27 protein-coding genes are annotated in these 20,330 nt (G+C 40.9%); 17 read left to right on the top strand and 10 right to left on the bottom strand.

Annotated features, from left to right (window positions below; translation table 11 throughout):
* Positions 1–56: 56 nt before the first annotated feature.
* Positions 57–686 (top strand): class I SAM-dependent methyltransferase, encoded by a 630-nt coding sequence (locus MNV_RS16025; RefSeq protein ID WP_179294032.1) that lies wholly within the window; start codon positions 57–59, stop codon positions 684–686.
* 150 nt (positions 687–836) lie between these two features.
* Here the strand turns inward: MNV_RS16025 and MNV_RS16020 are convergent, their stop codons facing one another.
* The 3 genes from MNV_RS16020 to MNV_RS16015 form a co-directional block, all read right to left on the bottom strand.
* Positions 837–1,121, bottom strand: a complete 285-nt coding sequence (locus MNV_RS16020; RefSeq protein ID WP_096206951.1) for a cyclase — start codon at positions 1,119–1,121, stop codon at positions 837–839.
* A gap of 310 nt (positions 1,122–1,431) precedes the next feature.
* A complete protein-coding gene (locus MNV_RS19110) occupies positions 1,432–1,974 on the bottom strand; it encodes a hypothetical protein (protein WP_143311855.1) in 543 nt (180 codons plus the stop codon).
* Between the two features lie 301 nt (positions 1,975–2,275).
* Positions 2,276–2,824: a pyruvoyl-dependent arginine decarboxylase gene (locus MNV_RS16015; RefSeq protein ID WP_179294037.1), complete on the bottom strand. Its 549-nt coding sequence runs from the start codon at positions 2,822–2,824 to the stop codon at positions 2,276–2,278.
* Between the two features lie 170 nt (positions 2,825–2,994).
* On the opposite strand from MNV_RS16015, the gene MNV_RS16010 reads away from it, so the two are divergent.
* Entirely contained in the window at positions 2,995–3,429 is a 435-nt protein-coding gene (locus tag MNV_RS16010; protein ID WP_096206949.1) for a hypothetical protein, read from the top strand.
* On the opposite strand, the gene MNV_RS16005 is transcribed toward MNV_RS16010, so the two are convergent.
* The 6 genes from MNV_RS16005 to MNV_RS15975 all read right to left on the bottom strand — a co-directional run bounded on the left by MNV_RS16005 (position 3,417) and on the right by MNV_RS15975 (position 7,039).
* Positions 3,417–3,851 (bottom strand): Zn-ribbon domain-containing protein, encoded by a 435-nt coding sequence (locus MNV_RS16005; RefSeq protein ID WP_096206948.1) that lies wholly within the window; start codon positions 3,849–3,851, stop codon positions 3,417–3,419. The genes MNV_RS16010 and MNV_RS16005 overlap by 13 nt on opposite strands.
* A 2-nt stretch (positions 3,852–3,853) precedes the next feature.
* Positions 3,854–4,225 (bottom strand): DUF2073 domain-containing protein, encoded by a 372-nt coding sequence (locus MNV_RS16000; RefSeq protein ID WP_257000090.1) that lies wholly within the window; start codon positions 4,223–4,225, stop codon positions 3,854–3,856.
* A 5-nt stretch (positions 4,226–4,230) separates the two neighbouring features.
* Positions 4,231–4,863: an Era-like GTP-binding protein gene (locus MNV_RS15995; RefSeq protein WP_096206947.1), complete on the bottom strand. Its 633-nt coding sequence runs from the start codon at positions 4,861–4,863 to the stop codon at positions 4,231–4,233.
* A 361-nt stretch (positions 4,864–5,224) separates the two neighbouring features.
* Entirely contained in the window at positions 5,225–6,625 is a 1,401-nt protein-coding gene (gene purF, locus MNV_RS15985) for an amidophosphoribosyltransferase (RefSeq protein ID WP_096206945.1), read from the bottom strand.
* Between the two features lie 11 nt (positions 6,626–6,636).
* On the bottom strand, positions 6,637–6,807 hold the full coding sequence (locus tag MNV_RS15980; RefSeq protein WP_096206944.1) for a 50S ribosomal protein L37e: 171 nt from the start codon (positions 6,805–6,807) through the stop codon (positions 6,637–6,639).
* Positions 6,808–6,823: 16 nt separating this feature from the next.
* On the bottom strand, positions 6,824–7,039 hold the full coding sequence (locus MNV_RS15975; RefSeq protein ID WP_096206943.1) for an LSm family protein: 216 nt from the start codon (positions 7,037–7,039) through the stop codon (positions 6,824–6,826).
* 84 nt (positions 7,040–7,123) lie between these two features.
* Between MNV_RS15975 and MNV_RS15970 the strand changes: the two genes are divergently transcribed.
* Entirely contained in the window at positions 7,124–7,606 is a 483-nt protein-coding gene (locus tag MNV_RS15970; protein ID WP_096206942.1) for an RNA-binding protein, read from the top strand.
* A 69-nt stretch (positions 7,607–7,675) separates the two neighbouring features.
* Here MNV_RS15970 and csa3 read toward each other — a convergent pair whose 3' ends face one another.
* A complete protein-coding gene (gene csa3, locus MNV_RS15965) occupies positions 7,676–8,314 on the bottom strand; it encodes a CRISPR-associated CARF protein Csa3 (RefSeq protein WP_096206941.1) in 639 nt (212 codons plus the stop codon).
* A 137-nt stretch (positions 8,315–8,451) separates the two neighbouring features.
* Between csa3 and cas6 the strand changes: the two genes are divergently transcribed.
* The 14 genes from cas6 to MNV_RS15895 all read left to right on the top strand — a co-directional run bounded on the left by cas6 (position 8,452) and on the right by MNV_RS15895 (position 20,323).
* Positions 8,452–9,306, top strand: coding sequence for a CRISPR system precrRNA processing endoribonuclease RAMP protein Cas6 (gene cas6 / locus MNV_RS15960; protein WP_096206940.1), 855 nt, complete (start codon positions 8,452–8,454; stop codon positions 9,304–9,306).
* Complete coding sequence (locus MNV_RS15955) at positions 9,270–10,103, top strand: hypothetical protein (RefSeq protein WP_143311853.1); 834 nt, start codon at positions 9,270–9,272, stop codon at positions 10,101–10,103. The genes cas6 and MNV_RS15955 overlap by 37 nt, the downstream gene beginning before the upstream one ends.
* Before the next feature lie 5 nt (positions 10,104–10,108).
* Complete coding sequence (locus tag MNV_RS15950; RefSeq protein WP_143311851.1) at positions 10,109–11,815, top strand: hypothetical protein; 1,707 nt, start codon at positions 10,109–10,111, stop codon at positions 11,813–11,815.
* Between the two features lie 11 nt (positions 11,816–11,826).
* A complete protein-coding gene (gene cas7d / locus MNV_RS15945; protein WP_096206937.1) occupies positions 11,827–12,873 on the top strand; it encodes a type I-D CRISPR-associated protein Cas7/Csc2 in 1,047 nt (348 codons plus the stop codon).
* Positions 12,874–12,893: 20 nt separating this feature from the next.
* Positions 12,894–13,604, top strand: coding sequence for a hypothetical protein (locus MNV_RS15940; RefSeq protein ID WP_143311849.1), 711 nt, complete (start codon positions 12,894–12,896; stop codon positions 13,602–13,604).
* A 6-nt stretch (positions 13,605–13,610) separates the two neighbouring features.
* The gene (locus MNV_RS15935; protein WP_096206935.1) at positions 13,611–13,949 is read left to right on the top strand and encodes a DEAD/DEAH box helicase; all 339 of its coding nucleotides are present in this window, start codon (positions 13,611–13,613) and stop codon (positions 13,947–13,949) included.
* A complete protein-coding gene (gene cas3, locus MNV_RS15930) occupies positions 13,946–15,451 on the top strand; it encodes a type I-D CRISPR-associated helicase Cas3' (protein ID WP_179294031.1) in 1,506 nt (501 codons plus the stop codon). Before MNV_RS15935 ends, cas3 begins: the two co-directional genes overlap by 4 nt.
* Positions 15,432–16,004 carry a CRISPR-associated protein Cas4 gene (cas4, locus tag MNV_RS15925; RefSeq protein WP_257000089.1) on the top strand — a complete coding sequence of 191 codons (573 nt, stop codon included), beginning with the start codon at positions 15,432–15,434 and terminating at the stop codon, positions 16,002–16,004. The genes cas3 and cas4 overlap by 20 nt, the downstream gene beginning before the upstream one ends.
* A gap of 1 nt (position 16,005) precedes the next feature.
* Positions 16,006–17,004 (top strand): type I-D CRISPR-associated endonuclease Cas1d, encoded by a 999-nt coding sequence (cas1d, locus tag MNV_RS15920; RefSeq protein WP_096206932.1) that lies wholly within the window; start codon positions 16,006–16,008, stop codon positions 17,002–17,004.
* Positions 17,001–17,267: a CRISPR-associated endonuclease Cas2 gene (cas2, locus tag MNV_RS15915; protein WP_096206931.1), complete on the top strand. Its 267-nt coding sequence runs from the start codon at positions 17,001–17,003 to the stop codon at positions 17,265–17,267. Before cas1d ends, cas2 begins: the two co-directional genes overlap by 4 nt.
* 367 nt (positions 17,268–17,634) lie before the next feature.
* Positions 17,635–18,003, top strand: a complete 369-nt coding sequence (locus MNV_RS15910) for a cell division protein SepF (protein WP_096206930.1) — start codon at positions 17,635–17,637, stop codon at positions 18,001–18,003.
* Positions 18,000–18,590: a ZPR1 zinc finger domain-containing protein gene (locus tag MNV_RS15905; protein ID WP_096206929.1), complete on the top strand. Its 591-nt coding sequence runs from the start codon at positions 18,000–18,002 to the stop codon at positions 18,588–18,590. Before MNV_RS15910 ends, MNV_RS15905 begins: the two co-directional genes overlap by 4 nt.
* 379 nt (positions 18,591–18,969) lie before the next feature.
* Positions 18,970–19,128: a hypothetical protein gene (locus MNV_RS19875; protein WP_179294030.1), complete on the top strand. Its 159-nt coding sequence runs from the start codon at positions 18,970–18,972 to the stop codon at positions 19,126–19,128.
* A 40-nt stretch (positions 19,129–19,168) separates the two neighbouring features.
* Positions 19,169–20,323, top strand: a complete 1,155-nt coding sequence (locus MNV_RS15895; protein WP_096206927.1) for an IS630 family transposase — start codon at positions 19,169–19,171, stop codon at positions 20,321–20,323.
* Positions 20,324–20,330 lie beyond the last annotated feature (7 nt).

Here is a 20,330-nt window from a genome sequence, read left to right as displayed (position 1 = left end):
AATAATAATTGTCCCCATACATTATAATAGTTCCAGTCGAAATGAGTAAATCTCATATGACAGGTCACATCAAAGCATGGAACAATGAGGCGAAAAGTTGGAAAGGAGGATACTATTCCCTCGATCTCCTCCCGCCTCACTTGAAAAAAGGGCGCCTGCTGGATGCCGGATGCGGAGGCGGGAAGTACGCTCTGCCTTTACGTATGCGCGGTTTTGATATAATTGCTGCCGATGTGTCGCTTAACGCTCTGAAGATGACAGGTGAAAGAAGTGCAAGCCTGGACCTGGATATCGGGCTTCTGGCATCTAATGTTTACCAGATGCCCTTCTCCGATGAATCTTTTGATGTTATCTGGTGCTACGGCGTCCTCCAGCATCTCTTATTAAATGAGCGGAAATCTGCAATAAGCGAATTCAGACGGCTCCTGAAAAAAGACGGTCTGCTGTTCATAGAGGTCATGGGGAACGGGGACATGAGATACGGCGGGCGCGAGGTCGAACCCAATACGTTCTCAAGGAAAAACGGCATTATTTACCATTATTTCAATATAACCGAACTTGAAGAACTTTTAAATGGCTTTTCATGCATGATTTCCGAATCCCGCAAAGAAAAGAGATTTAACGGTAAAAGCTATACGCGGCATATGATTTCTGCAGTTGCGAAAAAAATCGGTAGTGTCCTATAGTAATTAGTTGAACATTATTTTCAACGTCTATAGCAGTCTTTTGATAATTCAAAAATAAACTATTATTGAAGAGTAAACTAAGCAAATAATGGATGGCTTTTAATCTATACGTAACTAATAGTCCGTCACGGTGTGTTCAGTGTCCGTTAATTATGCGGATAACTGTTCAACTTCTTCTAAGTAGTAGAACTCAGGCTTACCAATAACACCCGCCCGCTCAAAATACTTTTTTAAATCCTCGGACTGGGCGAATTTTCTCGCTTTTTCAATGCTTTCCCATTCATATAGAATTGCAAGCTCATTCGGTTTATCAGCAATACGGAAAAGGCGTCCCCCTTTAGAACCATACTCTTTGCGGCTATTAGCGAACTCATCGAACATAGGTTTCCACTTAGAATAATCTTTAACTTTACCAATTGCAAGTAAATATACCATAATTTTCCTCCACTTCGACTCATTAAAGATACACTACTGTATCTAATAATAAATTAGAGAATCGCAATATATAAGGTTAATGGTGGTTCAGGTTAGAAATCAGCAATGTGTTATTTATCAGCATTTAAGCCATTAACAACGAACTGATACGAACTCACAACGAACTCCGGTTGTGTGGGTTCGTATCAGTTTTAAATTTTTCAGGCTTACGATATGGTCTATATCAGAATTCATATAATTCCTACTAACGGAATGGCGAAGATATTGATAGGTGTACACGCAAAAATAAAAAGAGGGCAGGTTTCCTGCCTCAGTTGTTGTTACGCCGCTTCAATATGAAGTAGCATGCCAGTAACCCGGTTATGAAAACACCGAGTCCGAACCCTGGAGTTGATGGAGCTGGTGTAGGTACCGGGGTTGTAATTATTGGAGTTTCAACAGGAATCTGAGTTTCCATGGGTTCAGGAGTTGCAATTAAAGGGGGCTCTGTGGCAATTGGGGTCGCAGTCGATGTTATTGGCTCTGTCGAGTTAGCAGTTGAAGTCTCAGTCGATGTTACTGTTACCATCGAAGTAGCGGTTGTTGCCCCTGGTGTTATAACGTAGGCTGGTCCTATTGATGTTAATGCCGCACCTGGATTTGTGACATGGTTGGTTTGGTTCTCAAATTGCATCCCATAAGAATTGCGTGGTCCTCCACTTGCAGGATCAACATGGCAGACGCCGCAGCTAGTATTTGTGCTAAAGGTTGAATTGTAAGCGTCCAGATATTGCGGAGATGCCAAAGCCCCTGGCATCCAGAACAGAGCTACTGATATTATCAAAAATAATTCAAGTACTGTGTTTCTACTCATTTGTTTATTTCTCCTATTTTCATATTTTATTTTCCTCCTTTTTATTGCCTTATTACAAACGTACTGGGCAATGATATTGCTTGAATAGCTTCACCTGTATAAATCCAGTGACTGTTTTTGAATTTATTTTTTGTTTATAAAAACTTATTTTAGTTTTATATTGTCTATAATTCGATTTTTTGAAAAATGAGATATTCAATGGATTGATAAGATTAAACACCGCAAAGTCGGCTAAGAGCGGTAGTTCATAGATAGATATGAACATTACTAAAAAATCATAGCCCCGGCAGGGGAATCGGAATTAGGCATATTCGACAAAGACGGCAGCAGCAAAAACTGTCGTCCACAGTCCGTCTTTATTGCCTTCTGCAGACTGGATGATGTGCGTCGTCTTGAATATATGACCGCTTGCTTTGTATATCTGTTTTCTCTCATCCCAGGCTTTATTTATATCGAATTCGACGCCCAGGGTCGTTGCAAGCATGGTCGCGGCAAGGTCTTCTGCATATTCACCAGCCTTTTTTCCAACTTCACCGAACGAATGATGCTCGGATAAGTACCCGTAAATACCTGTGTCTTTGGGTATAGCGACCCCGATAGCAGCGGAGATCAGGCGGTTCGGCTCGTTCGTTTCATTTCTTGCATATACACAGAAGGTTATCCCGCCCGGGCTCAGGAGCTTTAATCCTTCATCCTTTGGTATTATCTTGCACTGCGGCGGCAGGATACTTGATACCGACACAAGGTTGCATTTCTCTATACCGGCATCCCGCAGCGCAAGCTCAAATGAGGCAAGTTTATCTCTGTGGACGCCCACCCCTTTGGTTAAGAACACTATTTTCGGTATTATCATGTTTATAAAATGTTTTATTTAATTATTTATATTTTATGAATTGCTGCCGACTCCTCAATATGATAATGTCCTAAAGGCATTTATTTGTTTTCGTACCATTGCTTTGCTTACTAACAGCCGGAAGTATAGCAAAAAGATATATTTACAGAATGTATATTGTCCTACATATGAAAGGTTTAATACTGGTACTTTTCACAGTGCTATTACTTACAGCGATCCTTTCAGATGGGAAACAGGAGAGACAAACACTGCATATATCCTCGCTCACTATCAAGTTTGATAAAACTGATGCGACGTTCACAGTGAATTACAATATGGACAATCTGCCAAAAATGTATATTCTCCTTCTTGGAAGCAAGAGCCTTGAGCCAAAAATAAAATTTATGTTCTCGAATTTTGATTATGAGATAGTTAAGATGGATCAGGATAAAGCTATCCTGAGAGTAAAAAATATCTCATGGCTGGATAAGGATTATTACTTCCATGAATCGCGAAAGTTTGGTGAGACGATAGATACGGTGTATATATATACAACCGATTCTCCCCGGGCTAAAGAATATTCCCTGATCAATTCAACGCCTCCTTTCTACTATCGCTCGTGATGTTTCTTTTTCTGGAAAATGGATGGCAAATGGACGATATAGGTGCCGTCTTCCTTCAGTGCCATTACAATCTCGTCCCGCTTCATGATCGAATCAAGGTTCAGCTCATATGAGCCCGGGGACAATATCCTTACGGATTCCACCCTCTCGCCCACTTCCTCCGGCTTTGTCTCAACCTTCAGCTCTTTTGGAACAGGCTGGGGCGGGACAGGTTTATTTCCCAGGAGTTCATCGACCTCCTTGATGAATTTAGAGGCAGCCGGCGGGATCGAACCGGCAGGCATTTGTGTTTTTTCCGGCAGGGGTGTATTCTCATCCCTGACATAGAGGAATTTGTTCCAGCCGCATTTGGGGCAACCGTTCAATATGATAGCTGCGCCATCCCTGAATATATTTTCACATTTTGTGCATTTATGAGGCATAATTACGGTGAAACAAGGGCACTTATCAGGTCCCTGTCCTTTTTTATGGTCTTTAGCTGCGCGGCAGGACCGATAACGGTAAGCCTGGTCTTGAGCGAGGATTTCCCGAGCAGTTTGTTAAAGAAAGTATCGCTCTGTTTTACAGGATAACTCTCTATCTCTATTCCCGCGAAATCATCCTGCGCTATCTCCGTCATGGTAAGCTCTATCAGTTTTGTCTGCTCGCTCGGGGTAAGACCTTTTTCAAGTATAAGGATTTTCCCGTTCCTTACCTCGTCAAGGATCAAACGCACCTTTTCCATTGAGGTCATGCTCTCAAGCATATCTTCCGATATTAAGTCCAACTGAATTCCTTTTATTACAGGTCCTTTCATGATTATCACCCGAAGTGTTCTGCGATTTCTTTATACAGCAAATCTATGTTCTGTCCTTCAAGGGCAGATATTGGTACGAGGGGATGCTGTGGGAAGGCACTGTGTATCCTTGCAGGCGAGGAGTTGGGCAGGTCTATCTTATTAGCTGCTATCAAAAGCGGAAGCTTCCGCGCCTCCATATTACCTATAACCGTTACGTTCACCTGCGTATAGGGGTCTTCGGTAGCGTCCATAACGAGTATCACGCCGTCAAGTTCATCCAGCCATTTCACAGCCTCGATCACACCTTCTGTGGCTTCTTTCGCGCGTCTCTTCGATTCATCCTCGGATAGACCGAACTGCATGAAATCGTGGAAATCTATCTTTGTAGCAAGCCCCGGGGTATCGATAATGTCCAGCATCACAGAAGAGCCATTGGATTGGATTGTCACATCCTCGCGCCTTCGCGCTCTCCGGGTTTCATGGGGTATATGGGATACCGAACCCATCGCGTCGCCGGTCCAGTCACGGAGGATCCTGTTCGCCAGTGTGGTCTTACCCGCATTGGGAGGACCGTATATTCCAATTCTCGCAGTCTTTTTTTTGAATATTTTTTTTAACCAGGAGAAATTTATCCCCAGTCTTTTTATTATGCCCATACTTATGCCTCAGTCTTTTAATATAAGTTCCCTCATTTTTAGTTTTCTATTAACTTTATGAAACATTTTAATAGCTTTTAAGATAGCTATTGCTTTTCTGTAAGGCGTCGTCAGCGTCCTGCTCGGTGTACTCGCGGGAAGGCATCCAGACGGGTCTTTCAGGATTGGTAAACAACGGATATCTTGATTTTTGTTGCCTGCCGCTCTAAATATTTCGCATCGCGTATTAAGTTTTGTATATTAGGCATTACAGAAAATGATTGCATAAACTTGTCTGATTTTCTTATTAGATTTTCAAATTGTTTAATATTACTATACGACACTATTATATTGATTTTTGCAATAGTATTAATAAAAAATCTCAAAACTCCGACAGCTTCAACTGTCTCCTTGTACACCTCTCGCCCGGGATTTCAACCGGATACTCACCGGTCAGGCATCCGACGCACAGGTCATCAAGCGGAATCCCGATAGACTTCACCAGCCCCTCAAGGCTTATATATCCAAGCGAGTCAGCGTTTATCACAGCCTCAACGCCTTTTACAGCTTTATGTGCCGCTACGAGCTCTTCCCTTGTAGCCATATCAATACCCAGGTAGCAGGGTGAGATGATGGGCGGGCTTGCGATCCGCACGTGGATTTCCCTTGCCCCGGACTTGCGCATCAGGTCAATTATACGTCTCGAAGTCGTCCCGCGCACGATGCTGTCATCCACCAGCACCACACTTTTGCCTTCGATGTTCGGTCTTATGGTGTTGAGCTTTAGACGTACAGCGGTCTCTCTCATGTCCTGCCCCGGCATAATAAACGTCCTGCCTATGTAGCGGTTTTTCATCAGCCCTTCCATATAGTCTATAGCTGACTCTTTTGAGAAACCTATTGCATATGTTATCCCGGAGTCGGGAACAGGAGAAACTATATCCGCTTTAGCCGGATGCTCCTCAAAAAGCGTTTTGCCAATGCGCATCCTCACATTATAAACAAGCTCGCCGTCTATGACCGAATCAGGCCGGGCAAAATATATGTATTCGAACACGCAGTGGGCATGGTTCCTGGATTTTACAAGATGCTTGCTCTCATAGCTGCCGTTGCTGAATATGAGCATCTCGCCCGGAGCTATATCACGGATAAGCTGTCCGTTCAAAATATCGATGGCAGCGCTTTCTGAAGTCACAACATAACCATTATCTATCTGTCCAAGACACAGGGGCTTGATGCCCAGGGGGTCCCGAACGACAATAAGACTGTTATCTATCAGGATGACGAGCGAATAAGAACCGATGAGGAGTTTCATCAACTCCTGGACAGCATCCTCCAGTTCATAGTTCATCAGTTTTTTGACCAGGAGATGGGCTATGACCTCGGTGTCCGAATCGGAAAGGAATATCCTGCCTTCTTTTTCAAGCTCGGTTCTCAGTTCCTTTGAATTGACAAGATTGCCGTTATGGGCTATCGCTATATTACCGCTTTTGAAGCTGACAAGGAGCGGCTGGCAATTCTCGATCTTTGAGCTGCCTGTTGTCGAATATCGGACATGCCCGATGCCCACATGCCCTTTTAACCTCTGGATATCCTGCCGATTAAAGATCTCGGGCACCAGTCCCATGCCTTTTAAAGTCCTGACCTGGGCTCCATCGTGGACCGTTATGCCTGCGGATTCCTGTCCCCTGTGCTGAAGAGCATAAAGCGCATAATAGATAGACAGCGCGGCGGGTGCCTCATCTTTAAATGAGACTCCGACCACACCGCATTCTTCATGCAACAGTTCTCACCTTAATATCCGCATTTTTCTTGCCATTTATAGGATCTCATGCGTGCGGTCTTACCGAACCCGCATGATGCACACATCTTTGTATGGGTATTGAATGATACGTGTCCGCATCTCCTGCATTTAACGTGTGTTTTATGCTGGTGTTTACCCATTGAAGGCGTACCTTTTGACATTTATTATCACCTCTTGTTAAGGGGAAATGAATACAATATTATCCCCGCGCACCACAACTGTTCCAAGTTTCTTTGATTCACTTTCTTTTATTTCCTCGGCATTTGCCAGTACAAGGTTCATATGCATATCGTATCCCTGTAATTCTCCTCTGAATTCCCTGGCTCCTTTTAGCCGTACCAACACTGATTTGTTTAACGCATTGTTTAGAATGTCGAGGGGTCTGTTTCCCATAAAACGCTCCTGATAAAGTTATTAAACCATTAACACAATAGTGCACCAAAGTTGTCAGTAGAATACTTAAAACTATTGGTGGCAATGAAAATAAAATCACGGAATGTATTAAGAAAGACCGATGAGAAGGCCCTTATAAACGATATTGTAGAAGCTTTCGGGGACGCATCGGCTTTTATAAATAAAAAGCTTGAACATGTTGCGACGGATGAGTGGGATTTCATCTTCGTGGAAGGTGAGCCGATGCTGTTTAAAGTCGAAGGAAAGGTATTTCCCACGGTAAAGGGCGCACTCAAACTTAACCCGATACGCCGGAGGGTTGTAGTTGACTCCGGCGCCGTGAAATTCATCATAAACGGCGCTGATGTGATGGGTCCAGGGGTAGTGGAAGCCGATCCCTCGATAAAAGAGGGTGATCTCGTAATAGTGGTGGAGAAGGCACACGGCAAGGCTCTGGCGATCGGAAGGGCGCTTATGGCGGGCAATGAGATGCCAGGAAAAAAAGGCAAGGCTATCAAATCCATACATTACGTCGGGGATGAGTTGTGGAATCTGGAACAGAAATGAGTAAACTACTCTCATATGACTTAAAAAAGTTTTATATATACCTGAAATGCACATCAAGAATCCATTGCATTAGCTGCTCCTCAATAAAACATTACCTGTAAATGATACAGTAATCTTTTTTATCCTGCCTTTCTGACCGATCAGAACAGCATTCATATCTGCCAGTCTTGTTATGAATCGAGAGATCGTGCTTTCCGAGAGTTTTGTCCTTTTTGCTATCCCGGTGATGGTTGTGGGCTGATGTTTTGCTATATCTGATAATATGCGCTTTGTCTTTTCATCCAATAAGCAGGTTATCCGGGGAAGCGATATCTCGCGAGCCATTCTGTCTATATCGCTGAAGGAGACCGTCTTCTTTATTTTATGAGAATCCACAAGGCAGGCAACTACAAAGGGAACAAGAACCTCGCGCGGACCGCCTGACATGTTGGCTATGACCTCACCCTCTGAGGAACTAATGAGTTCCATCAGTTTTATCACACACCCTTCAAAATCATTATGAGGAACACGGAATACCTCGATTTTTATCTCATGATGTATCTGATTTGTGAATTTCTGAATCTCATTCAGCGTATTTTCAGCTCTTTTGTCATTCTCTTCTTCAGGTCGTATGAGCACGAAGCGGTCACCTTTCTCGATACCGTATTTGACTATCAGAGAGATGATCTGGGAAACATCGAATCCGATAGTTGAAATATATGTCTTCATCGAATTAAAGTATGCATTTATTGCATATTAAGTTTTATATTTCAAATTTGTGCAATCAAAATATCAAATATGCACAATTATGAAACTATTTCAATATTTAGGAAACTTTATATATAAGCGTCTCATAGGTAATCTGCATGGTGCAGCAAATCAAGGTCACCACAAGACCCCTATCAGAATTCGATATTCCCACAAGTGAAGGGTACAGGCTGTACTCATCTCTCCTTTCGTGTATGAAAGAGGCAGATGATGAAGCAAGCAGCCTTGTGCATGATTCATACAGGAGTTCAATCCATTTAAGCGGGCTGAAGGGCAGGTTCTTCAGAAGCGACCGCCCCAACTTCAAGAGGGTGGCGCCGGGTGAGAGGTACATGTTCCATATTGGCGTGACAGACCCTGCTGAGACAAAGATATTTCAGGCGATGGTGAAGCCCCTCATCTTTGACAGACGAAATCTTGACCTTGAAAGCGGAGAACTCATGATCGAAGATTTTTCAAGCACAACAAAGACCTTCGAAGAGATACTTGAGTCTGCATCAAGATGTATCCGCCCGAAACTCATTTTTGACTTCTTAAGTCCAACCTGCATCCAGTACAGGAACAGCGAGGTAACTGAGATGTTCCCCCACAGGCTGGCTGTTTTCAGGTCTCTCCAGTCGAAGTGGAATAGCGTGTGCCCTGAAGAGATGAGGCTTGCGCTCTCAGATGATGATATTGAGAGATATCTTGTGGAAAAACCAGATGCAAAGGCATATAGAACTCATTCCGTGATGGTGAACACAGTATTTGACGGGAACAAAGGGCATCCGCGCCCCATCTTCAAACAGGGCTTTACAGGAAGCTGCACATACTGGTTCACAAAGGATGCGCCTGTATCTGTCAGGAATGCGGCGCTCATCCTTGCGCAGTTCGCGGAATACAGCGGGCTGGGGAGCGGGGTGAGCCGGGGGTGCGGGTGGGTGGAAGTGAGGGTGGAGGAGGCGGAGAGATGAATAATATAGAAGATCCATTAGAAAAGTTCTCAGAAGAGAATCTGGAAAAGATAATCAGTGAAAAGGATGATGCATATACAACTATTAAATTATATCTCACAGATTATGTCTCAACAGTTGTTGCGCCGCTATTCAAAAATTCCGCTCGATTAGACGCAAAATTTCAGCGGGCGCTGAGTTTCCCAGCACACACTATTACAGCAGTTTTTACAGGTTCAATTCTTTATATCCATGACCGTTATTCGACCGGACAGGCGCTTCCAAAACCACATGAAATTAAATTACTCTGTACGGCGCTGACGCTCCATGATGCCAATAAATATTATAATGAAACCAGAAATGCTGATTTTTCAGGAAATCACGTTGCATTGATAAAGGATTATTTTGTAACAGACCCATTCAATCTCAAAACTTATTTTCCTGAATGGGAGGATGAACTTGAAGAGATTGCATTTCTTGTCCAGCATGCACAAGAATCTGATGAAGCGCAGTACGAAACAAGGTTCTCAAGACCTAAATATGCCAGACTCATGCCTTATATAAAATTGGGAGATAAAGTTTCGAGTTTAAGCAAATCAGAGTATCCTTTGCAAGAGATTTACAAAAGATTAAAAAATGAAGGTCATGATGTTCATCTTCTTTTGTTACCTGAAATGCCTCAGCAACTTTTATCTCAAATTGTATATCGAAACGCAAAGAAGTTTTTGGTAACGTCCGGTGGTATTCCACTATTAATATCTCCTCAAGGCATACTATATTTATCAAAAATAGAATTAATATTGATCCCTCAAAATTAAAATTGTTGATCACTACAGAACTTATTGAAAAAATGCATGCTAAACCCGATTTTACGGATAGAAAATTTGATTTAGCACCTCTTCTTTCGGTTCCTCTCAATAAAAATGAACGTTTCGAAGTTTACGTTGAAGCTGTACGTAAGAAAACAGAATCCGGTCTATTAACAGCTCTTGGAAAAACAATATATCCACAAGATAAAGTAATTCAAGAATCTCTCGCATGTATCACGTATTTTATTTATAGTGATAAAAAAGGCTCTGATTGGACAAAGTTTCCAGATTTAGAAAAATTCTGTAATGATGATAATTTAAAAGAGATATTGCATAAAATTGGACAAATTCGCCAGAATTTTTCAGATAAAGAGGATGTTGGTGGGCAAAAATGCAAGCCATATACTGTTCACGAACTTGTGCAAAATAACAATAATTACATTGAACCTCTCAAATTATTGCATGATTCTGTAAAAAATGCCATCTTATCTAAATTAGAAGCAGAATCGTCTTTATTAGATTCGATAATCCAATTAATCTGCACATATAATGAAGAAACATCAAAAGGGATTGTGGCTGAAACTTTTCCAAATGGTAAAAAACAGGTTTGCTTTATGTGTGGTGCAATCGCTGAAATGGAATATAAACCAGGAAAACACTTCTTACAAACACGTGGCTTTACCAAACGTACTTCACTTATAGACCAATATAAGCGTTATTGTGAAGCCTGTCAGATAGAATTTCAATTAATAAATGATATTATAAAAGTTAGACAATTTAAAGAAATCGACATTTTGATTTTTTTCTATTTCTATTTTGATTCGATTTTTATTAATGTGGATCCATTCCACGAACAAATGAGCAAAGTTGATTTTGATGTACAAGGAACAAAAACAGAAAAACTTGGCTTAGACTTTACACTTGGAGATTTCAATACGCCATTCCACATCGAGCCGATGGCTATTCGTTCAAAAAAAGATAATTCAAGTATAAGCACAAGGCGGGCAAGGGCGATTCATACTGCCATAAAAGCTTGTCTTAATTGCGGATGTAAATGCGTTTCAACCAGTCCATACACTCTGATGAGAACATATGATCAAGTTTTTTACAATGAAAAACCAACAACACTTGAAAAGAATATTGGGATTGACCAGATCAGTAATTTTAGGGATGCAGGATTAAAAACAGAACAATTAGAATTAATCAATCAACTTGATGGATTGAAAGGACTACATCGTGTTCAAAAATTTATTCCAATAAATGTAGTTCCTTTTGTGAAAAGTAATGTTGAAAACTTCGCAAACTGGGTAAATAGAAATGGAGATTATTTGAAAAAATTGTCAGGAGATGAGAATTTGGAAATGAAAGAAATAGCCAAAAAAGGGGAAATCCTTTTTGGAAAACACTTTGGTAACAGTTCCTATAAACGAGTTAAAATATTCAGAACAGCACTTGATTCACTGATGTCATCTATGGCACAGAAATATTCCGAAGAAGAAGCCATACGATTTGCAGCAGCAGAAGTCATGAAAGATGTTGAAAGGGAGCAATATTCTCCTAAAAAAGGAAAAGATATTCCCGCAGATTGTCTTGACTACATTCAGAGCATTGTAGCATATCTTAAAAAGCACGGACTATGGAATGTGAAGAAGATATCGCAATGGGGAAATCCATTGACTGATTTGTATGAATTTGAATATATTTTAGCTATTAAGACATGAGGTGATCAATAATGGATTGGAATGAACTTAAGAAAAGCATACCAGATGATGGATTTGCTGAAAAGTATGAAATATATAGAAGAGCAAGACCAACAGTAACGTTAGTAGTTTTAAGAACTGTTACTGATCCTATTCTCTTTAGAAGCACGGATTCTGAACGCGCTGAAACACAGGAATTCAATAGCACTATCCACGCGCAGGTGAATGGAGAGAAGTTTGTAAGTAAGGAGAGATTAACTGGATTGAACCTCTGCCGCGAGCTTGATGAAAAAGAAAATATAATCTCAGCAGAATATACATACAATGAACCAATTCCAAGCCTACCGAAATCCCAGACAGCCGATTTATTAACATATGGTCTTGCAGGCACAGTTTCAGGCGCCACCTTTTCTCAAAAAAGCCGAGTGATCGAGGGATATACATACAGTTTAGAACCTTACGACCTGATGAATAAGGAAACACATAATGCTCTCTTTGAAAGTGGAACGATGCGAGATGAAGCTGGGGGTCAATCTGAAGCTCTGTTCAATCCTGTAAAAGTGCAGCCTGGAACACATTTTGTTCATTTCATTACGCTTGAAGCTGGTACAAGAGAGATGTTTCTGTATCTGATCCACAACATCCTTAACACGGGACGATATGGAGCGCGAGAAACCCGTACTGGCAGAAACATGAAAAACGAAATTATTGGCTTGATTACCTCCGAGAGTGATAGCAGTCTCAGTTGTGGTGAACTCATTTGTGATCATATTAAAGATGTAAAAAATGAATTATCAAGGTCAGCTATTCAAGCAGCGATTTCAGCCTATATCGAGGAACATAAACGCGCTGATTGGAAAATATATCATGCTAAAGATTTTAAATTGGATGAAGGCAGTGAGTTTCCTCAATGGATTTTAGATTCAATTGAGGTAGGAAGTCGCTTAAAAAAAGAGCAATCCTTGGTTCTCAAGAATGTGCTTGAAATTTTGCGCGCACAAGGACTTGAAATTGTTAATAAAAAACCAGATGATAAAACAACACAAGTTCCTAATAACAGCAACCCTCTGAAGAAATAAGAACATTATTGGTGATAAATGTGGAGATAACAACATACAATGCAACTCTCTATTCTCCCCTTTTTTATTCGAGTTCAGAAGGGGTTCTGATTAACGCTGATCGAATATTAGGAAGCACAGCACTCACATATTCATTTGCCTATTCCCTAGGATTATTAAAAAAACATTACAGGCTCATTGATGAAGAAGCTGCCAACCATAATTATAAGGAACTTAACGATATCGGTTTATTCATAAGTGATGGGAAGCCAATCGATGTCAGTTTTAAAGAAGAGACTTTCAAAAGCACGGAATATCTATCCGAGCGAAGTTTGACAGTTACTGTTACATCTCAGCCAAAAGGAGATATGGGCAGATTCGAAAAATCTGAACCTCGATGTATGGATTCTCCAGTAGGCATAAGTAAAGTAAGACGGTATATCGGACTTGCTCCTGGGAGTATATTTGAATTTACAGTCTGGTCAAAAGAATCACTGCCGGATGATATTTTGTTAAATTTAGGGATACGAAGAAGTGGGGAATTGAGATTGAAAAAAACAAAACTTGCTGAAAAGGTTCACCTGAATATGTATATGCTGAAAGAAGTTTATGGGATAAGTGAGAAAAATCTTCATGATATAATTAAAATATCAGGAAAGTTTTCACGAGGCAGTGATTTCAGAAAACAGCATTTTCTCGATGTGGATTTCAAATTTGTCAATGAGAATCTCATACCAATGGTATTAAGGTGATAACTCATGGTGATCGTCGGGGAGGTTCATCTTCCAGTGATGGAGGATACACATAATTTTACTCCTTCGGGAAAATTGCGTCTTTTCCAGAAAGAATTCATCGATTGCGTGAAATATAATAAAGCAGATGTTATTCAATTGATAGCTCCGACAGGTGCTGGAAAAACACTCTGTTTTGAATATCTGTTGCATGAAGGGAATAAGGTACTTCTCGTCTATCCAACCAATGCGCTAATTCAGAGCCAGATGGAACGGTTTAAAAAAAAGGGTTTCAATCCGATATATATTTCATCAAAAATTCTCTCAAAAAAGGATACGAGCGCGCCCAAGAACTATATGGATTGATAAAGAGATATGATATTATATTAACCAATCCAGATATTTTTCAAGCGATAATTGGGGGTATGTATGTCAATCCTGAAGAGAATTTGGAGCAATCATTTCATCTTTTTGAGTATGTTATCTATGATGAATTTCATGCATATAGGGAATTTGAGTTAAGCGGAATCCTTACACAGATTGCGTTATTTCAAAATATGAGTGCTTGTAAAGTGATTTTGAGTAGCGCGACTCCAAAAAAAGAAATAATCGAACTTCTCAATCTTGTCAGAATCGGAAAGGAGAGACATGCTCCTATAATAGAGAATATCTTTGCCACACCTTGCTCTATGGAAGAAGGCGAAATTATTCGATATCAAACGAAAGTGGAATTTCACCAGGGAAAAATCCTTGAGAATATTAAAGATATTGCGGATGTGCTTCATAAAGTAATTGGAGAACTAAAACCAGGAAGTCCACAAATTCTATTCATTTTTGATACTGTGAAGGATAGCAATTTGTTTTTTACTCGTTTATTCAAGGAATATCCTGAAATATACAAGTATGCTGAGAAAGATAACGGTTATGATACAAATCAGATTGGGGATATACCGGATTTCACAAAACCTATTCTGGTCTCAACCAATAAAAGTGAGGTAGGACTTGATTACCCAATAAAAATGCTGTTCATGGAAGATGGCTTCAGTATCGATTCATTTGTCCAGCGTTTTGGTCGTGCTGCTCGACATGAACCTGCCAATTGTTACATTTATACAAAAAAAGAAGCAAATCCAATATTTACAGATGAAATTGTGGCATATCATACATTTTTAGAGAAGATGTCGTATATCACAGGTGAATTTAATATTCAAACAAAAAGTGTAAGGACATTATTCACATTTAGACAGGCAATCGCAATTGAGAAATATGTACACCGAAAAGATGACCTCAGAGCATATTTTGCAGTCGATACCGGATATAGCTATAAGTTATGGCTTAATTTTTTTATTTTGCTGAACAAATACAACAACGGTGGATTAAGTAATCCGAACTTGAAAAGATTAAAATTGCTCATTGATGACATTAAAGATGCATGCAAAAGTTTGCGCGGCAGATCCCTGAGACATCCAGTTATTTACACACGGGGGCACGAAATACGTCAAACGATGTATGATCTTCTTTCAGTTTTGAATCGAGTTTCTGCGGTTGTGGAAAGAACAACTGAGGGATTCATTATTAGAGAGGTCGAAAGTGAAGAAACCGGTCCATTCATAAGTGCAATAAAACTTCCCTATTTTCCAGATTTAATGGATTATCAAAAGCGTAGAGAGCAATTTAATGAAAAAATAGAGACTATCGCCAAAAAAGCAGTTGATGTTTTCCCTGAAAAACAGCAAGGATTTCTCCTTGCTTGTATTCGGTCATTGTACTATTCAATCGAGCCTGACCACATAATACTGCCAGATGAGATAATTCTCTGGAATAGAAAGGTCATATCACTATCAGAGGATGCTATGGATGATAACTGATAACGACCTCTACCTCGTCAATGTCTCCGACCTCAATCAGTACCTCTACTGCCCGCGCCGCCTCTACTACCTTATGTTCTACCAGACGCAGGGATTGAACTACTACCTCGCGGACGGGCGCTCAAAACATAAGAACCAGAGCAGGAGAGGCGGTTGGTATCGCGAAATATACCTTAAGTCTGAAAAAATGCACATGCATGGCAAGATCGACATTATAGAGGGGAAGGCTGACATGATCCCAATCGAGCGAAAACATGGCGATTCCTATTTCGACAACGACGAGATCCAGCTCGCCGCCTACTGCATGCTCCTTGAAGATTATCTCGAAGAACCCGTGCGCCTGGGCTACATCTACCTTTTCGGCACAAACGAACGCTACGCCATCACAATAACAGGATGGCACCGTGAAAAGGTGATCGAGACGGTGGAAAAAATAAGGAACATGTCGCTTGATTCCATTCCCGATTTCACCGACAATCCGAAAAAATGCACAAAATGCAGTACATCGCAGTACTGCCTGCCTGTTGAATCAAAATTACTGGAGAGTGTATGAAATGAAAGAAAGCGAAGGCATATTCGACGACAGCGTGATATTCGTGACCACGCAGGGAAGCGTCATTGGCATCGACGGCGGGAGAATCAGGGTAACGAAGAAAGGCGAGGGGGAGCTTGCTTCTTTCCCGATTGGCAAAGTGGACACCATCAACGTCTTCGGAGGTGTAAATTTCACCACGCCGTTTGTCGCAAGCGCAAATGAACACGGCATCGTTCTCAATTATTTCACAGAGAACGGCGCCTACCGCGGCAGTTTTGTGCCTGAGATGAACACTATCGCTGAGATAAGGCGGCGCCAGTATGCTCAGACCGATGCTGAAAAACTTGTCATCGCCAAAAGGATAATCCGGGCAAAGATACACAATTCAAGAATACTCCTTTCAAGAAAAGGCGTGAAATCCACGGACAAGCTGCTGGATATTGAGGTGCGGGTACTCGAAGATAAGAATATCAAAAACATCGATGATCTGATGGGTTTTGAAGGGATGGCTTCAGATATCTATTTCAGCCTGCTCAACGAGTGCCTTGTAGGTGACTGGACTTTCGAAAAACGCACCAGGCGCCCGCCGCAAGACCATATCAATGCGCTTATGTCCCTGACATACACGATGATAAAGAACGAAGTGCAGAGCGGACTGCGCCAGTACAACCTTGACCCGTTCCTCGGTATAATGCATGCTGATAGACACGGGAGACCGGCACTGGCGCTTGATCTGATAGAGGAGTTCAGGGCTATATTCGCTGATGCATTCGTGCTCAGGCTTGTGAACCGCGGTGAGATTACACATGATGATTTTGGGGTGGATAATCGGCTGATAAAGGATGCTTTCAAGAAATATCTTGAAAAGTACGATGAGTATATGAAGGAAGAGTTCAACCATCCCAAGTTCGAATATACTGTCAATCGCAGAAAAGCCATCAGGATGCAGGCTATACTTTTGCGAAAAGCCATTACTGGCGAACTGAAAGAGTATTATCCACTGGAGTATCCTAAATGAGACTTGTAATCACCTACGATATTAGCGATGACGGCATCCGAAGGCATGTTTTCAGGACACTTCAGGAATTTGGCGCTTGGAAACAGTACAGTGTTTTTGAGCTTGAGATTGATAGCATTGAGAGGATTGAACTGGAAGACAGGTTGAAGAGCATTATTGAGAGCAATGATAAGATCCGGATTTATTCTTTATGCGAAAGATGCATTAATAACATATCCGAACTTGGCGAACAAACGCAAGTGAAAAAATCAAATGTTATATAAACCATCGATTTCTGGTCATTCTTCTTGAACGTATATAAATAACGGGTATGCATAAGGTCTCTGAAATGACCACATAATTCTGAGGATTTGGAAAGGATTATACGGCAAAAGAAGCATTTTTACTATGCCATCGCAGCGCATTGGAAAACCCATAAGGGATTGAAACACTTCGATATTCAGGTAGTCCGATACTCTCATCGAATCGCAGCGCATTGGAAAACCCATAAGGGATTGAAACCTTAGCAATAAATAACCACACTATACTTTTCTTTGCTTCAGCATGCATCCGACGCTTATATTTGATTAATTCATTGGCCACCATAGTTATAAATAGAAATACACATTAAAAAGGACAGGTGATGAATTCATGGCTAAATTTTTAGATAAGCTCATTGGAAGCGGGAAGAAGGCAAAATCTGAGGTAGAGGAGTATCAGGAACTTGATCTTTCTGAATTCGAGGAAGGTTTTAAGGATGAGCCGACGAGTATGTTCATACGCGTGGCAGAGCTTACAGGACTTGATATACTGCCTGAACTGAAGAAACAGGTGTATGAAGGAAACGTTGTTATTATTGATGTATCGCCTGCAAAACACGACAAGCTGCTGTTCGACAGGGCGGTCAAAGACCTGAAACAGGTCGTTACCGATGTACATGGTGATATTGCGCTGGTAAAAGAAGACCAGGTCATTGTGACCCCGCGCAGCATACGTATCGACAGGCAAAAGCTAAAGTGAACCCGGAATACCCTGCCCCTCTGACAGTTACCAGGAATACCTGTCCGCTGTGCTGTAAGGAGCTTGTAACGCTCTGGGTCCCTGACGACATCCCTTTTTTTGGAGAGGTGATGCATATCACTTCCCTGTGCGATTGCGGATTCAAGTACTCGGACACGCTTATCCTTGCACAGCACGAGCCTGTGCATTACGAATTAAAGATAAGCGGCAGAGATGACCTGGATGCGCGGGTCGTTCGCTCAACTTCCGGTACGGTAAGGATACCTGAGCTTGGTGTGGATATAGAGCCCGGACCTGCCTCGGAATCCTTTGTCTCGAACGTCGAAGGGGTTCTCGATAGAGTGGAGGACATACTTGAGATGGTAACGCGATGGGACGAGCCGGATAAGACTGAGCGCGCGCAGGAACTCCTGTGTATAATCGAGAAAGTAAAGGCGGGGGATTTTGAGATCACTGTTATAATCGAAGACCCGATAGGCAATAGCGCCATTATTGCCACTAATGCGATGCGCAGGGGGCTTACGGAAAAGGAAGCTGAAGGGCTGAGAACGGGAATTGTGGTGTTTGAGAAGGGTGAAATTGAATAGTACAAAAATGTGGCATAGATTGTGTAAAACTCAAAATATCAGCAAGGGCGCACTTTTGCAAAAATAATTTAAATAGAGCATGTAATTAAGCCCCACGAGCCAAAGGTATGGTTAATTGGAAAAACTTAGAAATAGAGATACATGAGCATGCTTTTAAACATAGGGTGAAAGATTATGAAATCGAGCAAATTTTTAAAGGTAAAATTTATAAAAGAAAGATATATGTAAATAAAGAACTAAGATATCAAGTAATTGGGGAGGCTTTCGGAAGACTGATAATGGTTATTGCTATCCCGTAAGAAAGCGGGCTTAAAGTGTTAAGTGCAAGACCTGCTTCTGAATACAAAGAGATATATAATGATAAAGCTAAGTGAATATTATGAAACTAAAGAAATATGAAGCAAAAGACGAGGATGAGCTTCTTAAGCTTATTGATGAGGACCCAGATAAATTAAAAGGCTGGGAAGGTCCGATAGAGGCACATCTAAAATGCGTTCGCTATCCTCCGAAGAAATCTAGTATAACAATTCCAAAATAACATAACAACATTTATTACTAAAGAGCGCTAATATAATAATATGCCATTTTTAAGCACGCGCTCGAAATTACAATTGACCGAAAAGGAAATCGAATATCTTACTTCTTTAAGCATTTCTCGCACCAAACCTATGAGAGAAATAGAAAGAGCAAAAATTTTGCTGTTAACTTATCAAGGGATAAACGATTCCAAAATTGCAGAGAAATTAGGCACAAATCGTCAAAAAGTCATTCGATGCATCAAGAAAGCTCTTGCATATGGGATCAAAGAAGCAATCGATGATCTTCCAAGAAGCGGAAAACCACGGGACATCACTGCAGAAGCCCGTGCCTGGATTATTTCAATTGCTTGCATGAAACCAAAGGATTTTGGATATCCGCATGAACTCTGGACACATCAATTGCTGGCTAAATATATTCAAAAAAATTGTGTAGCAATGGGATTTCCCGAAGCGTCAAAGATATCTTCCGGAACAATTTCAAAAATTCTTGGAGCAAGTAATATAAAACCCCATAAAATTTCTTCATATATTCATCGTGTAGATCCCGAATTCGAATCAAAGAGTGTCCTTGTCTTACATACCTACAAGAAGGTTGAATTATTAAAAAAATTGAAGAATGAAGGAAACGATATCGATATAGCGATTGTTTCATGCGATGAAAAACCAGGAATACAGGCAATAGGTAATAAGTATCCAGATTTAATGCCAGTGGCAGGGGAATATTCAACGGTATCACGTGATTACGAGTATAAAAGATTTGGGACCCTTTCATTACTGGCTGGAATTGATTTATTGACTGGTATAATTCATTACAAAATACATGAAAAGCATCGGAGCAGTGAATTCATTGAATTTTTGAAAGAAATGGATTCATACTATCCTGAAAAATTAAAAATTGTTGTAATTCTTGATAATCTCAGAATGCATACATCAAAAGAAACCCAAAAATATCTCGAAACTGTCCCGCAAAGATTTCAGTTTGTTTTTACTCCAAAACATGCTTCCTGGCTGAACATTATTGAGAGTTTATTCAGTAAAATGACCAGAAGTATGTTAAGAGGAATAAGGGTGTCATCTAAAAATGAGTTGATTGAACGCATAGGTCAGTATCTTGATGAAATCAATGAAATGCCTGTGATTTTTAAGTGGAAATATAAGATGGATGAAATGCCTGGAAGTATTGAATCATTGTAATGTTAAT

It is taken from the genome of Candidatus Methanoperedens nitratireducens (assembly GCF_900196725.1).
Lineage (GTDB): Archaea > Halobacteriota > Methanosarcinia > Methanosarcinales > Methanoperedenaceae > Methanoperedens > Methanoperedens nitroreducens_A.
Note: the sequence above shows the minus strand (reverse complement) of the source record. Positions and strands in the feature narration are given on the sequence as shown.